The sequence below is a fragment of the Verrucosispora sp. WMMD573 genome, from assembly GCF_027497175.1.
Lineage (GTDB): Bacteria > Actinomycetota > Actinomycetes > Mycobacteriales > Micromonosporaceae > Micromonospora.
The window spans coordinates 689,406-702,528 of record NZ_CP114901.1 but is presented as its reverse complement, the minus strand read 5'-3'; the positions used below and the strand labels follow the sequence as shown (position 1 = coordinate 702,528).

Genomic DNA, 13,123 nt, shown 5'->3' with positions numbered 1-13,123 from the left:
ACAGGGCCTAGGATCAGCCACATGACACCGGAAGAGATCGGCCAGCGGCTCGTCGCGCTGCTTGCGCCCGTCGAGGCGACCGCGACCGTCTCCGGCGGTGAGGTCCATTCCCGGGCCACCATCGACGTACCCCCGCACGCCTGGCGGGCCGCGCTGCTGGCCGCCCGCGACGACACCGAGCTGGCCTTCGACTACTTTGACTGGCTGTCGGCCGTCGACGAGCTGGCCGACGGGTTCGACGTGGTGGCCCACCTCTGGTCCACCACGCACCGGCACGGGGTGCTGCTGCGCGCCCGGGTGCCCCGCCAGACACCGATTGTCGACTCCGTGGTGGCGGTCTACCCGGGAGCCGCCTGGCACGAGCGGGAGACCCACGAGATGTTCGGCATCGACTTCGCCGGGCACGCCGATCTGCGCCCACTGCTGCTGCCTCCGGAGTTCGAGGGACACCCGCTGCGCAAGGAGTTCGTACTGGCCTCTCGGGTGGCGAAGCCCTGGCCGGGTGCGAAGGAGCCGGGCGAGTCGGAGGCCGGCGGTGGACGCCGCCCGATCCGACCCCCGGGTGTACCCGCGCCAGGTGAGTGGGGCGTCGTGCCGACCCCGGCCGGAGCCGGTGGGGTGGGGGAGGGTCCGCGCGGCGGCACCCCGGCCCGCCCAGCCCGGGAGCGTCCGGCCCGTCCGGCGCCGGGTGCCCGCGGGCCGCGTACCCCTCGGGCTGCCGGCTCCGCCGGGGAGTCGGCGGCCCCCCGACCGGGTCCCGGCGGCCCGACGGCTGAGGATGGACCCGCATCCGAGGGCGGTCCGGCACCGGATGACGGAGGTGAGAGCTGATGCCGCTCTGGCTGGAACTGGTTGTCCGGATCGGTGGGGTGCTGGCCGCCTTCCTCGTCCTGCCGCTGCTGGTTGGGCAGGCGGAACACAAGGTGATGGCGCACATGCAGGGTCGGCTCGGCCCGATGTACGCGGGCGGGTTCCACGGCTGGGCGCAGTTGATCGCCGACGGGGTGAAGTTCGTCCAGAAGGAGGACGTAACCCCGCGCGCCGCCGACCGGCCGGTGTTCCGACTGGCGCCGGCGGTGGCGCTGGTGCCGTACCTGCTGGCCCTGCTGGTGATCCCGCTCGGCCCGAACGACCTGGTCGGGCAGCCGCTCGACGTCGGGCTGTTCTTCGTGCTGGCGGTGGTCGGGGTGGGCGTGCTGGCGGTGCTCATGTCGGCCTGGGCCTCGGCCAACAAGTACAGCCTGCTCGGTGGGCTGCGTGGTGCGGCACAACTGCTCGGCTACGAGTTGCCGCTGGTGCTGGCCGCCGCGTCGGTGGCGATGGCCGCCGGGACGCTCAGCCTCTCCGGCATCGTCGAGGCGTGGCAGCCATGGTGGCTGCTCTGGCAGGCGCCGGCGATGGTGGTCTTCTTCGTGGCCGGGCTGGCCGAGATCCGCCGGCCGCCGTTCGACATGCCGGTCGCCGACTCGGAGCTGGTCTTCGGCTATCTGACCGAGTACACCGGCCTGCGCTTCGCCTTCCTGCTGCTGGCCGAGTACGTCGGCATCGTGGTGATCGCCGCGCTCACCACCGTGCTGTTCCTCGGCGGCTGGCAGGGCCCGTTCGCCGACGCGCAGCTCGGTTGGCTCTGGACCCTGCTCAAGGTCGCCGCGGTCAGCTTCGTGATCATCTGGCTCCGGGTCTCCTACCCCCGACTCCGCGAGGACCAGCTCCAACGCCTCTGCTGGCTCGTCCTGGTCCCCGCCGCCCTGGCCCAGCTGGTCCTAACCGCCGCCATCCGCCTCGCCCTCTGACACCCCCGCGCCGCCCCCGCGCCGCCCCGCGCGATCGTCGAGGCAGCACTATCCCCGAAACTGCTGTCTCCAGTCGCGGCGACCCAGCAACATCCCCGAAACTGCCGCCTCCCCCGAGCAGCGGTGACAGCAACCTCATGATCGAGGAGGCTCGGGTTGGGTGGGGTCAGTCCAGGGGGGTGTGGGTGGGGTCGACCCGTTCGGTGGGGGTGGGGGGTGCGGGTGGGGTGCCATCGCCGAAGGGGTGGCCGCCGAGGGACTCGCGGTCGTGCGGGGTGAGCCAGTTCGACAGGTCGGGGCCGAGCGGCACCACGCCGGTCGGGTTGATGTCCCGGTGCACCTCGTAGTAGTGCCGCTTGATGTGGTCGAAGTCGATGGTGTCACCGAAGCCGGGCGTGGTGAACAGGTCCCGGGCGTACGCCCACAACACCGGCATCTCGCTGAGCTTCTGCCGGTTGCACTTGAAATGGCCGTGGTAGACCGGGTCGAAGCGGACAAGCGTGGTGAACAGCCGGACGTCGGCCTCGGTGATCGTGTCGCCCACCAGGTAGCGCTGACCGGCGAGTCGCTCACTGAGCCAGTCCAGCCGGTCGAACAGCCGCCGGTACGCCCGCTCGTACGCCTCCTGGTTGCCGGCGAAGCCGCACCGGTAGACGCCGTTGTTGACGTCGGCGAAGACCACCGCGTTGACCTCGTCGATCTCGGCGCGCAGGTGTTCCGGGTAGAGCTGCGGAGCGCCGGGCCGGTGGTACGCGGTCCACTCGGTGGACAGGTCCAGGCTCATCTGGGCGTAGTCGTTGGTCACCACCTGCCCGGTGGGCACGTCCACGATGGCCGGCACGGTGATGCCCCGGGGATAGTCCGGGTAGCGCGCGAAGTAGGCCTCCTGGATGCGCTCGATGCCGAGCACCGGGTCCCGCCCGTCCGGGTCGAGATCGAATGTCCAGCTCCGCGCGTCGTGCGTCGGCCCGGCGACGCCCATCGAGATGGCGTCCTCCAGGCCGAGCAGCCGCCGTACGATGATCAGCCGGTTCGCCCACGGGCAGGCGCGGCTGACCACCAACCGGTAACGCCCCGGCTCGACCGGATAGCCGTCCCGCCCGTCGGCGGTGATCCGGCTAATGATGTAGTTCTGGTCCCGCTTGAACTCACCCGGCTCGACGTACCTGCCGCCGGTGCCCTTACCGTCCTCGCCCATGTCGCCCCCAGGGTGTGCCCGTCTCGTCCGCACCCCCATCATGGCGGATCTTCATCCGACCGGCCCGGTGACCGGGCGGCGGGCCAGAGCCGGGCCGGCGTGGCCCGCTCAGCCCGACCGAGGGGTGATCCGGTCGAGTGGGATGTCCATCTCCCACGGGTCGGCCAGCAGGATGCCGTCGCTCATCCGGGCGTGCTCGACGTAGACGCGCTTGACCGGGTCGAGCCGGTGGGCGTGCACCACGATCCCCGTCTCGGTCTCGATCCGCCAGAAGAAGGGGATGTCCGCCTCGGCGTACAGCGCCGGCTTGAGCACCCGGTCGATGCTGCGGGTCCGCTCCGAGACGATCTCCACCACCAGCAGAACCTCGTTCGGCAGGTAGGAGGAGGGGTTGCGGGCGGCCGCGTCCAGCTCGGTGACCAGCAGGTCGGGAATGAGGGATCGGCTGCGGGACATCCGCACCGACACCCCCTGGGTGACGTCAAACTCGGCGGGGCAGGTCTCCTGCAAGGCGGCACCGAGCAGCATTGCGATGGATTGGTGCAGTCGCGTGGGGGAGGGCGACACGATCAGTTGTCCGTCCAGGAGTTCACGGCGGCGGCCGTCGTCCGGCAGGCGGTCGAGGGCGTCCGTCGTCCACTCGCCCGGCGCCGGGTTGTCGTCGTGCAGCGCGGCGGTCATTGACGGGTCCTTTCCGGTGCGTCGTTTCTCCCCGCGGCCACCGTACTACCGGCTACCTCCGGGGGGTGGTCGCGCGCGCCGTGGCCACAGGGCAGGATGTTCGGCATGAGCGAGCGCGAGCGAAGCGAGGCGACCGGCCTGCCCGGCAGCGGCTTGGTCAAGGGGCTCGCCGTCACGTTGAAGACGATGACGAAACGTTCCACCACGGCGCAGTACCCGGACGTCGCCCCCGAGCTGCCGCCCCGCTCGCGCGGGGTGATCGCGCTGCTGGAAGAGAACTGCACGGTCTGCATGCTCTGCGCCCGCGAGTGTCCGGACTGGTGCATCTACATCGACTCGCACAAGGAGGAGGTGGCGGTGCCGGGGGCCGCCCGCGCCCGGCAGCGCAACGTGCTCGACCGGTTCGACATCGACTTCTCACTCTGCATGTACTGCGGCATCTGCATCGAGGTCTGCCCGTTCGACGCGCTCTACTGGTCGCCGGAGTTCGAGTACGCCGAGTACGACATCAAGGACCTGCTGCACGACAAGGACCACCTGGGCGAGTGGATGGCCACGGTGCCGCCACCACCGGCGCACGACCCGAAGGGCGAGCCGGCCAAGGAGGAGACCGCCGCCGCGCGCAAGGCCGCCGTCCCGGGCACGCCCGCCGCCCGTCCGACCACCCCGGCGGTACGCCCCGAGCGTCGAACCGCACCACCCCGCGCCGCCGACGACGAAGGTACGTCCGCGTGACCGGGGTGGACGCACTGCTGCTCGCCCTCGGCGCGGTGGCGGTCGGCTCGGCGGTGCTGGTGGTGGCGACCCGGCACCTGGTCCGTGCGGGTCTCTACCTGGTGGTCTGCCTCGGCGCGGTGGCCGGCATGTACCTGGTACTCGCCGCCGAGCTGGTCGCCTGGGTGCAGGTGCTGATCTACGTGGGCGCGGTGGTGGTGCTGCTGCTGTTCGCGGTGATGCTGACCCGCGCGCCGATCGGCGCCTCCGACGACCTGGACCGCCCCGGCTGGCCGGCCGCGCTGATCGGCGGTGGGGCCGGGCTCGGCCTGGCGGCGCTGCTCGTCGACGCGTACCGCTGGACGGCGGTGGAACTGCCCGAGGCGGGCACCGCCGAGCGTCTCGGTGCGCAGGTCTTCGGCAACTGGGTGCTGCCCTTCGAGGTGCTGTCGGTGCTGCTGCTCTCGGCACTCGTCGGCGCCATCGTGCTGTCCCGCCCCGACATCGGCGCCAGCAGGGACGCCGCGCCGGGCGATCGGGGGCGGTCGCGGTGAGACCGGTCATCCCCTACGTCACCGCCGCGCTCCTGTTCGGCCTCGGCGGGTACGGCGTACTGCGGCGGCGCAACGCGGTGCTGGTGCTGATGTCCGTCGAGCTGATGCTCAACGCGGTGAACCTGATCCTGGTCACCGCCGACACCACCGCGAAGGCGGTGCTGCCGCACAGCGGGCAGGTCTTCGCGTTGTTCGTGATCGTGCTGGCCGCCGCCGAGATCGGGGTGGGCCTGGCGATCGTGCTCCAGCTCTACCGGATACGGGCCAGCGTCGCCGTCGACGAGATCCCCCTGACCGAACGGCAGACCGGGGACGCCGGAGCACCGGTGCCCGCCACGGCGACCGGCGCGGCGTCCCCGGCCGCCGGAGGCGAACCGGAGGGACCCCGGTGACCGTCACGACACTCGGTGCGTTGCTGCCGGCCGTACCGCTGCTCGCCGGCCTGACCGGCCTGCTGCTGCCACCGTCGCCGCGGGGCGCGGCCATCGGCGAGGCGACGGCCCGCCGGGTGGCCGCCACCCTCGGCATCGCCGGCGCGGCCGGTGCGCTCGTCCTGGCGGTGGCCCTGCTGGTCACCCTGGACGGCCCGACCGACTCCTCGACGACCTGGATCGAGTTGGGTGGGCTCACCGTCACCCTCGGGGTACGCCTCGACGGCGCCGCCGCGCTGGTCGCCGTCGCGGTCACCACTGTCGCCCTGGCGGTGCAGATCTACTCGACCGGCTACCTGCGACAGGGGCCGCCCGAGGAGCCCGACCACCGCTACCCGCCCTACGCGGGGCAGGTCAGTCTCTTCACCGCCGCGATGCTGCTGGTGGTGGTCTCCGGGGACCTGATCCTGCTGCTGGTCGGCTGGGAGGTGATGGGGCTCTGCTCGTACCTGCTCATCGCGCACGACCGGCGGCTGCCGGAGGCGCCGGCCGCCGCGATGAAGGCGTTCCTGGTGACCCGGGTCGGCGACGTCGGTTTCCTGCTCGGCATCGCGCTGCTCGGCGTCTCGGCGGGCAGCTTCCGGATCGCCGACGTGCTCGCCCACGACCACGGCAGCACCACCCTCACCGCCGCCTGCCTGCTGCTGCTCGCCGGGGTGGCCGGCAAGAGCGCCCAGTTCCCGCTGCACACCTGGCTGCCCGACGCGATGGCCGGCCCGACCCCGATCTCCGCGCTGATCCACGCCGCGACAATGGTGGCCGCCGGCGTGTACGCGGTCACCCGGCTGTGGCCGCTGTTCAAGGCCACGCCGACCGCGCTTGTCGTGCTCGGCGTGATGGCCTCGGTGACCCTGCTGCTCGGCGCGCTGGCCGCCACCGCCCAGGACGACATCAAGCGGGTGCTCGCCTGGTCGACGGTCTCGCAGATCGGCTACATGACCGGGGCGCTCGCCGTCGGATCCCCACCGGCGGCGCTGTTCCACCTGCTCACCCACGCGGCGTTCAAGGCGTTGCTGTTCCTCGCCGCCGGCGCGGTGATCCACGGCGTCGGCACCACCCTGATGTCCCGGATGGGCGGGCTGCGGCGCAGCATGCCGGTGACCTTCTGGTGCACCGTGGTCGGGCTCGGTGCGCTGGCCGGCGTACCGCCGCTCTCCGGTTTCTGGAGCAAGGAGGGCGTGCTCGCCGCCGCCGAGCAGGCCGCCCTGCACGGTGACGGCCCGGCACCGGCCTGGGTCGGCTGGCTGGTCTGGCTCGCCGGGTTGGTCGGTGTCGCCGTCACCGCCTGGTACGCCACCCGGCTGTTGCTGGGCACCTTCTTCGGTACGCCCCGCACCCCGCTGGCCCATGCCGGGCACCGGGCGGCGGGTGCGTCGGAGGCGCACGGCGTGCCGCACGACCCGCCGGCCGTGCTGCGCTGGCCGGTGCTGGCGTTGGCCGTACCGGCGGCCCTGCTCGGCCTGGCCGGCTTTCCAGGCTGGTTCTCCCGCCAACTGCAATCCACCCCGCCCGTCGCTCCCGACGCCGGGTCGGATCTGCTGCCGCCGGACGGGCTGATCCACCTCACCCCGACGGTGCTGCTGCCGCTGGCGCTGCTGGTGACCGGCGCCGGACTGGCGTGGATCGGTTGGCGGCGGGGCGGCGGTGCCGACCCGGTGGCGGCGCTCGGTCCGCTGCGGCCGGTCTTCGCCCGCGCGTTCCGGCTCGACGACGTGCAGCACACCCTGGTCGTACGCCCGAGCACCGCGCTGGCGCGCGCGGCGCGTACCGCCGACGAGCGGGTGGTGGACGGCGCGGTCACCGGCACCGGACGCGCCGTCCGTGCCCTCGGTGGCGGCCTGGGCGTCCTGCACCGGGCGGCGTTGCCCCGGGCCGCCGCTGCGGTGCTGGCCGGCGCGCTGCTGATCGGCCTGGCCGCGGCCCTGATCGGAGCGACGGCATGAGCGAGCGCCAGCGGGCGAACCATCAACCCAGCGTTCCGGAGCCTGATGCCAGGCTGCGGCATCCCGGAGGGGCGGCATGAACGTCGGGGAGTTCCTGCTGGTCTCGGTGCTCGTGGTGCCGGCGCTCGGCGCGCTGGCGGTGGCGGCCACGCCCCGCGACCGGGCGGCCCGGATCGTGGGCACCGCAGCCGCCGCGCTGACCCTCGTCGCGGCGGTGTCGCTGGTCGGCGGGAGAGCCGCCGGTTGGTCGGCGTACGCGCCGACGGACACCGCCGGGGCGGTGCGTCCCTGGCATTCGGTCGACCTGCCCTGGGCCTCGGGGCTGGACCTACGCTTCCACCTGGGCGTGGACGGCATCTCCTGGCCGCTGGTGGTGCTCACCGCCCTCCTCACGCTGCTGTGCTGCGGCTACAGCCTCTGGCGGGTGCCGGGTGGCGGCGACGGCCGGGCCCTGGTGGCGCTGCTGCTGGTCGTCGAGGTCGGTATCATCGGCACCTTCCTCGCCCTCGACCTGGTGTTGTTCTTCCTCTTCTTCGAGGTCGTCCTGCTGCCGATGTACGCGATCATCGTCGGTTGGGGCGGCGACGGCGCGGACCCGGTGTCACTGGACGCGCGGCGGCGGGCCGGTCGGAAGTTCGCCCTCTACACCCTGTTCGGCTCGGTGCTGCTGCTGGTCGGCGTGTACGTCGTGGTGGCCGCCGCCGGCACCGCCGACATCGTGGCGCTGACCGGCGGCACCGAGCTGTCCCGCACCACCCAGCTCGCCGCCTTCACCCTGCTCGCGCTGGCCTTCGCGGTGAAGAGCCCGCTGTGGCCGCTGCACTCGTGGCTGCCCGACGCACACACCCAGGCGCCCACCGTCGGCAGCGTGCTGCTCGCCGGGGTGCTGCTCAAGATGGGCACGTACGGCCTGATCCGGGTCGCCGTCGGGGTGGCTCCCGAAGGTGCCCGGTGGGCGGCGCCGGTGCTCGGTGTGCTCGCCGTCGCCGCCATCCTGATCGGCTCGCTGGTCTGCCTGGCCCAGACCGAGTTGAAGCGCCTCATCGCGTACTCCAGCGTCGGGCACATGGGCTTCGTCCTGCTGGGAGTCGCCACCCTGACCGCCACCGGCATCCAGGCGGCGCTGATCGGCAACGTAGCCCACGGCATCATCACCGGTCTGCTGTTCTTCCTGGCCGGGGCGATCAAGGACCGTACCCACACCGGCGCGCTCAGCGAGCTGTCCGGGCTGCGGGAGACCGCCCCGCGCCTGTCCGGGCTGCTCGCGTTCGCGGCGGTCGCCTCGTTGGGGCTGCCCGGGCTGGCCGGATTCTGGGGCGAGGCGTTCGCCGTGGTCGCCGCCGTCGAGTCCGGTGGTGCGCTGTGGACCACGCTGGCGGTGCTGGCCGCGATCGGCGGGGCGCTGACGGCGGCGTACCTGCTGCGGCTGTTGCGGCGGGTGACCCACGGTGAGCCCAGCCGGGCGGTCGCCGCGCTCGGGCCCAAGCTGGCCGGGGCCGAACTGGTCGCCTGGGCGCCACTGGTGCTGCTCGCGTTGGCCGTCGGGTTGGCCCCGACGCTGGTGCTGGGCGTCGCCGAAGCTCCGGTCGAGGCCCTGGTGGGGGTGGTGGCGCGATGAGCGAGTCGAGTCTGGTGCAGGCCGTCGACCATGTGGCGCTGTTGCCGGCGTACCTGGCCGCCGGGACGGCGGTGCTGGTGCTGCTGGTGGACCTGCTGGCGGCCCGGCCGCCGGCCACCGTCGCCACGGCGGTCACCGGAGCGGTCGCCACGGCGGTCGGCGCGGCGGCGGTCGGCTCGGGGGCCGAGCGACGCACGTTCTGCGCCGGCACCGACTGCTCGTACGTCTTCGGCGGTCGGGCCGCCCTGGTCGGGGCGCTGGTCGCGCTGCTCGTCCTCGGGGTGCTGGCGTTGTCCGGGCCGCTGCTGCGGGCCGGGAACACCCCGGTGGGGGAGTACTGCTTCCTGCTCGCCTGCTCGATGACCGGTGGCGTGGTGCTCGGCGCGGCCGGTGACCTGATCACCCTGATCGTGGCGGTGGAGGTGCTCACCCTGCCGTTGTACGTGTTGGTCGGCCTGCGCCGGGGCAGCCTGGCCAGCGCCGAGGCGGCGGTGACCTTCTTCGTGGTCAGCGTGGTGGCCACCACGCTGACCCTGCTCGGTGCCGCGCTGCTCTACGCGGTCACCGGCGGGCTGCACCTGGAACGGCTGGGCGCTCTCCTCGCCGACGAGGCGCTGCTCGACCTGCCGTTGACCACGGTCGCGGTGACGCTTGTGGTGGCGGGACTGGCATTCAAGGTGGCGGCGGTGCCGTTCCACGCATGGGCGCCGGCCACCTACGACGGGGCGCCGCTGCCGGTGGCGGCTTACCTGTCGACCGCATCGAAGCTCGGCGGGGTGATCGCCCTGCTGGCGGTGGTGCGACACGCGCTGCCGCCGGAGGTGACCGGGCCGGTGCTGGCCCTCGTCGCCGCGCTGACCATGACCGTCGGCAACCTGGTGGCCCTGCGCCAGCGGCGTACCGTCCGGCTGCTCGCCTGGTCCTCGGTGGCCCAGGCCGGCTACATCCTCGCCCCGCTCGGCGCGCTGGCCCTGACCACCGACGCGGACGCCCGCACCGCCGCGTACGCCGCCACCCTGGCGTACGCCGTCTTCTTCGTGCTGCTGGAACTGGCCGCCTTCGCCGGCGTGGTGGCCCTGCGCCCGGCCGGCGCGGACGGCGGCAGCCTCGACGACCTGCGCGGCGCGGCACGTCGGCACCCGTGGACCGGTGCCGGGCTGGCATTCGCGCTGATCGGCCTCGCCGGTCTGCCACCCGGCCTGGCCGGTCTGTTCGCCAAGGTGACGGTGGTCCGGTCGCTGCTCGGCGGCGACGCCGGTTGGCTGGCCCTGGTGGTGGCGGTGAACGCGGTCATCGGTCTGGCCTACTACCTGCGGGCCGCCGCGCTGCTCTACGCCCCGGCCGGCGACGTCGTCAGCCCCGCCGTCCGGCCCGCCCGTACGGTGGCCGCGACACTGGCGGTGGCGACCGTGGTCGCTCTGGTCGTCGGCTTCGCACCTCAGGTCGTGCTCGATCTCGCCGGGAGCTGAGCCCGCTCCGCCAGCGCGCCGGTCGTCCCTCAGGTAACTCTCAGTCATGAGGCGGATGGTTGACGGGTACCGGTGTGTTGTACCGGTCAGCGGATCCCGGCATCCGTGCACCGAAGGAGTGATCGTGCACCACAACCGTCTGAAGACCGCCGCGCTGCTCGGCCTGCTCACCTCGCTGATCCTGGCGGTGGGCTACTGGTTCGGCGGCAGTGGCGGCCTGGTCATCGCCGTACTCGTGTCGCTGGTGATGAACGGCGTCACGTACTTCTACTCCGACAAGCTGGCACTGCGCTCGATGCGGGCGCAACCGGTCAGTGAGGCACAGTTCCCTGAGCTGTACCACATGGTTCGGGAGCTGGCCGCCGAGGCCCGTCAGCCCATGCCCCGGCTCTACGTGAGCCCGACCGCCCAGCCCAACGCGTTCGCCACCGGGCGCAACCCGCAGAACGCGGCCGTCTGCGTCACCCAGGGCATCGTCGAACTGCTCGACTACCGCGAGTTGCGGGGCGTCATCGGTCACGAGCTGTCGCACGTCTACAACCGCGACATCCTCATCTCCAGCGTGGCCGCCGGCCTGGCCGGCATCATCACCATGTTGGCGAACCTCGCCCTGTTCATCCCGCTGGGCGGCAACAGCGACGAGGACGGCCCCAACCCGCTGGTCCTGCTGCTCACCATCATCCTGGGGCCGATCGCGGCGACCGTCATCCAGCTGGCGATCAGCCGCAGCCGTGAGTTCCAGGCGGACGCCTCCGGCGCCGAACTGACCGGGGACCCGCTGGCGCTGGCCAGCGCCCTACGCAAGATCCACATGGGCGCGCAGCGGCGGCCGTTGCCGGCCGAGGGGCAGCTCACCAGCACCGCGCACCTCATGATCGCCAACCCGTTCCGGGGCGGCGGGGTGGCCGCGCTCTTCGCCACCCACCCGCCGATGGAGCAGCGGGTCGCCCGGCTGGAGCAGTTGGCGAGCCAGACGGGCCCCGTGCGTTTCCAGCGCTGACAGACCTGCCCTTTCACCCCGGCGAGGGGCGGCACCGTCCTCTCGCCGGGGTGAAAGGGCAGCACGAGTTGCGGTATGCCGGCCGCTCGGAGGCGGTTCGAGAGAGCAGGTTGCGGCATCCCGGGAACCGGATGCAGCCGTCCGGATGCGGCCGTGCGGGCATGCCGTCGGTCTGGTCGCCGACCGGGCTTGCGGCGTCCGCCGCCACGGGGTGGGTGAGCGCTGCCACAGGGGCGGACCGGGTGGTCGGTCGAGCGCGGGGCGTTAGGGTCTAACCGAGTCTTGCTCGTTACATTTCGTGGAGGTCCGCTGTGGCTGGGCTGCGCCGGTATCTGGCTGTCTGGCAGATTCCGGGCGCGCCGAACCTGCTGATCACCGGCATCATCGGGCGACTCGGGATCGGTATGACGCCACTCGCGCTGCTGCTCGTCGTGGAGGGAGTGACCGGCCGCTACTCGTTGGCGGCTGCGGCCGGCGGCTGCTACGCCCTCTCCGGTGCCGCGCTGAGCCCGGTGGCTGGCCGGATCGCCGACCGGATCGGCCCCACCCCGGTGCTGCTCGGCACCGCTGTCGCCCACCCGTTGGCCCTGATCGGGCTGCTCTGGGCGGCCCGCGCCGATGCCGCACCCTTTGCGCTGGTCCTGCTGGTTTCGGCGGCGGCCGGTGGAACGTACCCGCCGATGACAGCCGCGATCCGTGGCGCCTGGAACGGCCTGACCAACGTCGACTCCGGTCGGTACCACCTGCGCAACACCGCACTCGCCGCCGAAACCACCCTGTTCGAGATCGTTTTCGTGCTCGGACCACTGCTGGTGGCCGGGTTCGTGCTGGTCGCCGACGCGGGGACGGCGCTGATCGGTGCCGCGGTGGTGACCCTGGTCGGCACCCTGTCGGTCGCGCTCGGCCAGGCCATGCGCGGCTGGCGTCCGCACTCGCGGGAACATCGTGCCCGGGGCCTCGGCCCGCTTCGGGTCGCCGGCTTTCCGGCGCTGCTGCTCTGCGTGGCCAGCATCGGCATCGCCTTCGGTGCGGCCGGCGTGACCGTACCGGCGTTCGCCACCCGGTACAGCCCGGACGACCCGAACGGCCTCGCCGGCGTGCTGCTGGCAGTCTGGGGGATAGGCAGCGCGATCGGCGGGTTCTGGTTCGGCGTCCGTCGACCGGCCCGCAACATGACCCGCCTGTTCGCCTGGCTGCTCGCCGTGCTCGCCGGCACCTTCGCCGTCTTCGCCGTGATGCCCACGCCGGGTGCGTTGGGCACCGCACTGCTGGTCGGCGGAGCCGCCATCGCTCCCGCGCTGACCCTGGAGAACACCCTGGTCGGGCGGATCTCTCCGGCCAGCATGCTGAACGAGGCGTACACCTGGGTGGTGACCATGTCGGTAGGTGCGAGCGCGGTCGGCGGCGCCGTCTCCGGCCTGATCGTCGACCACGCCGGCGGGGTGCCCTGGGCCTTCCTGTTTGCCGGGGCCGCACTCGCCGTCGGAGCGGCGGTCGCCGGGCTGCCGGCCGGTCCCATCGCCCGCGCGGAGACCACCTCCGTCCGGGCCGAGCAGCCCGCCGCGGCCTGACCCGCGCCCCGATGGGTACGACGGCGGGATGTTCCTTTTCTTCTCGAACCGGATCGGCTGTCTGGGCTCGATTCTGGTGAGCGCGATCCTGACGGTCGTCCTACTGCTGATCTTCGCCCGTTGACCCGAATCTCGACGCCCGGCCGGCCCG

The 13,123-nt window shown here is 72.6% G+C and carries 12 protein-coding genes; 10 read left to right on the top strand and 2 right to left on the bottom strand.

Translation table 11 applies throughout. The features are described 5' to 3' along the window. The first annotated feature begins 21 nt into the window (after positions 1 to 21). Together O7601_RS03285 and O7601_RS03280 are read left to right on the top strand one after the other, a co-directional pair. Positions 22 to 831 (top strand): NADH-quinone oxidoreductase subunit C, encoded by an 810-nt coding sequence (locus tag O7601_RS03285; protein ID WP_281564792.1) that lies wholly within the window; start codon positions 22 to 24, stop codon positions 829 to 831. Continuing rightward, positions 831 to 1,793 (top strand): complex I subunit 1 family protein, encoded by a 963-nt coding sequence (locus O7601_RS03280; protein ID WP_281564791.1) that lies wholly within the window; start codon positions 831 to 833, stop codon positions 1,791 to 1,793. Before O7601_RS03285 ends, O7601_RS03280 begins: the two co-directional genes overlap by 1 nt. Positions 1,794 to 1,959: 166 nt before the next feature. Here O7601_RS03280 and O7601_RS03275 read toward each other — a convergent pair whose 3' ends face one another. Both O7601_RS03275 and O7601_RS03270 read right to left on the bottom strand, forming a co-directional pair. After that, positions 1,960 to 2,991, bottom strand: a complete 1,032-nt coding sequence (locus O7601_RS03275; protein ID WP_281564790.1) for a glutathione S-transferase C-terminal domain-containing protein — start codon at positions 2,989 to 2,991, stop codon at positions 1,960 to 1,962. Between the two features lie 108 nt (positions 2,992 to 3,099). Beyond that, positions 3,100 to 3,672 (bottom strand): Uma2 family endonuclease, encoded by a 573-nt coding sequence (locus O7601_RS03270; protein ID WP_281564789.1) that lies wholly within the window; start codon positions 3,670 to 3,672, stop codon positions 3,100 to 3,102. Between the two features lie 96 nt (positions 3,673 to 3,768). Between O7601_RS03270 and O7601_RS03265 the strand changes: the two genes are divergently transcribed. From O7601_RS03265 to O7601_RS03230, 8 genes are all read left to right on the top strand, one after another. Further along, positions 3,769 to 4,407, top strand: coding sequence for an NADH-quinone oxidoreductase subunit I (locus O7601_RS03265; protein WP_281564788.1), 639 nt, complete (start codon positions 3,769 to 3,771; stop codon positions 4,405 to 4,407). Continuing rightward, positions 4,404 to 4,940, top strand: coding sequence for an NADH-quinone oxidoreductase subunit J (locus O7601_RS03260; protein ID WP_281564787.1), 537 nt, complete (start codon positions 4,404 to 4,406; stop codon positions 4,938 to 4,940). The genes O7601_RS03265 and O7601_RS03260 overlap by 4 nt, the downstream gene beginning before the upstream one ends. After that, positions 4,937 to 5,332, top strand: coding sequence for an NADH-quinone oxidoreductase subunit NuoK (gene nuoK / locus O7601_RS03255; RefSeq protein WP_281564786.1), 396 nt, complete (start codon positions 4,937 to 4,939; stop codon positions 5,330 to 5,332). Before O7601_RS03260 ends, nuoK begins: the two co-directional genes overlap by 4 nt. Continuing rightward, positions 5,329 to 7,314 (top strand): NADH-quinone oxidoreductase subunit L, encoded by a 1,986-nt coding sequence (locus tag O7601_RS03250; RefSeq protein WP_281564785.1) that lies wholly within the window; start codon positions 5,329 to 5,331, stop codon positions 7,312 to 7,314. The genes nuoK and O7601_RS03250 overlap by 4 nt, the downstream gene beginning before the upstream one ends. 76 nt (positions 7,315 to 7,390) lie before the next feature. Further along, a complete protein-coding gene (locus tag O7601_RS03245; RefSeq protein WP_281564784.1) occupies positions 7,391 to 8,932 on the top strand; it encodes an NADH-quinone oxidoreductase subunit M in 1,542 nt (513 codons plus the stop codon). Beyond that, complete coding sequence (locus O7601_RS03240) at positions 8,929 to 10,401, top strand: proton-conducting transporter membrane subunit (protein WP_281564783.1); 1,473 nt, start codon at positions 8,929 to 8,931, stop codon at positions 10,399 to 10,401. Before O7601_RS03245 ends, O7601_RS03240 begins: the two co-directional genes overlap by 4 nt. A 124-nt stretch (positions 10,402 to 10,525) precedes the next feature. Beyond that, entirely contained in the window at positions 10,526 to 11,401 is an 876-nt protein-coding gene (gene htpX / locus O7601_RS03235; RefSeq protein ID WP_281564782.1) for a zinc metalloprotease HtpX, read from the top strand. Between the two features lie 311 nt (positions 11,402 to 11,712). After that, positions 11,713 to 12,972: an MFS transporter gene (locus tag O7601_RS03230; protein ID WP_281564781.1), complete on the top strand. Its 1,260-nt coding sequence runs from the start codon at positions 11,713 to 11,715 to the stop codon at positions 12,970 to 12,972. The last annotated feature ends 151 nt before the right edge of the window (positions 12,973 to 13,123 follow it).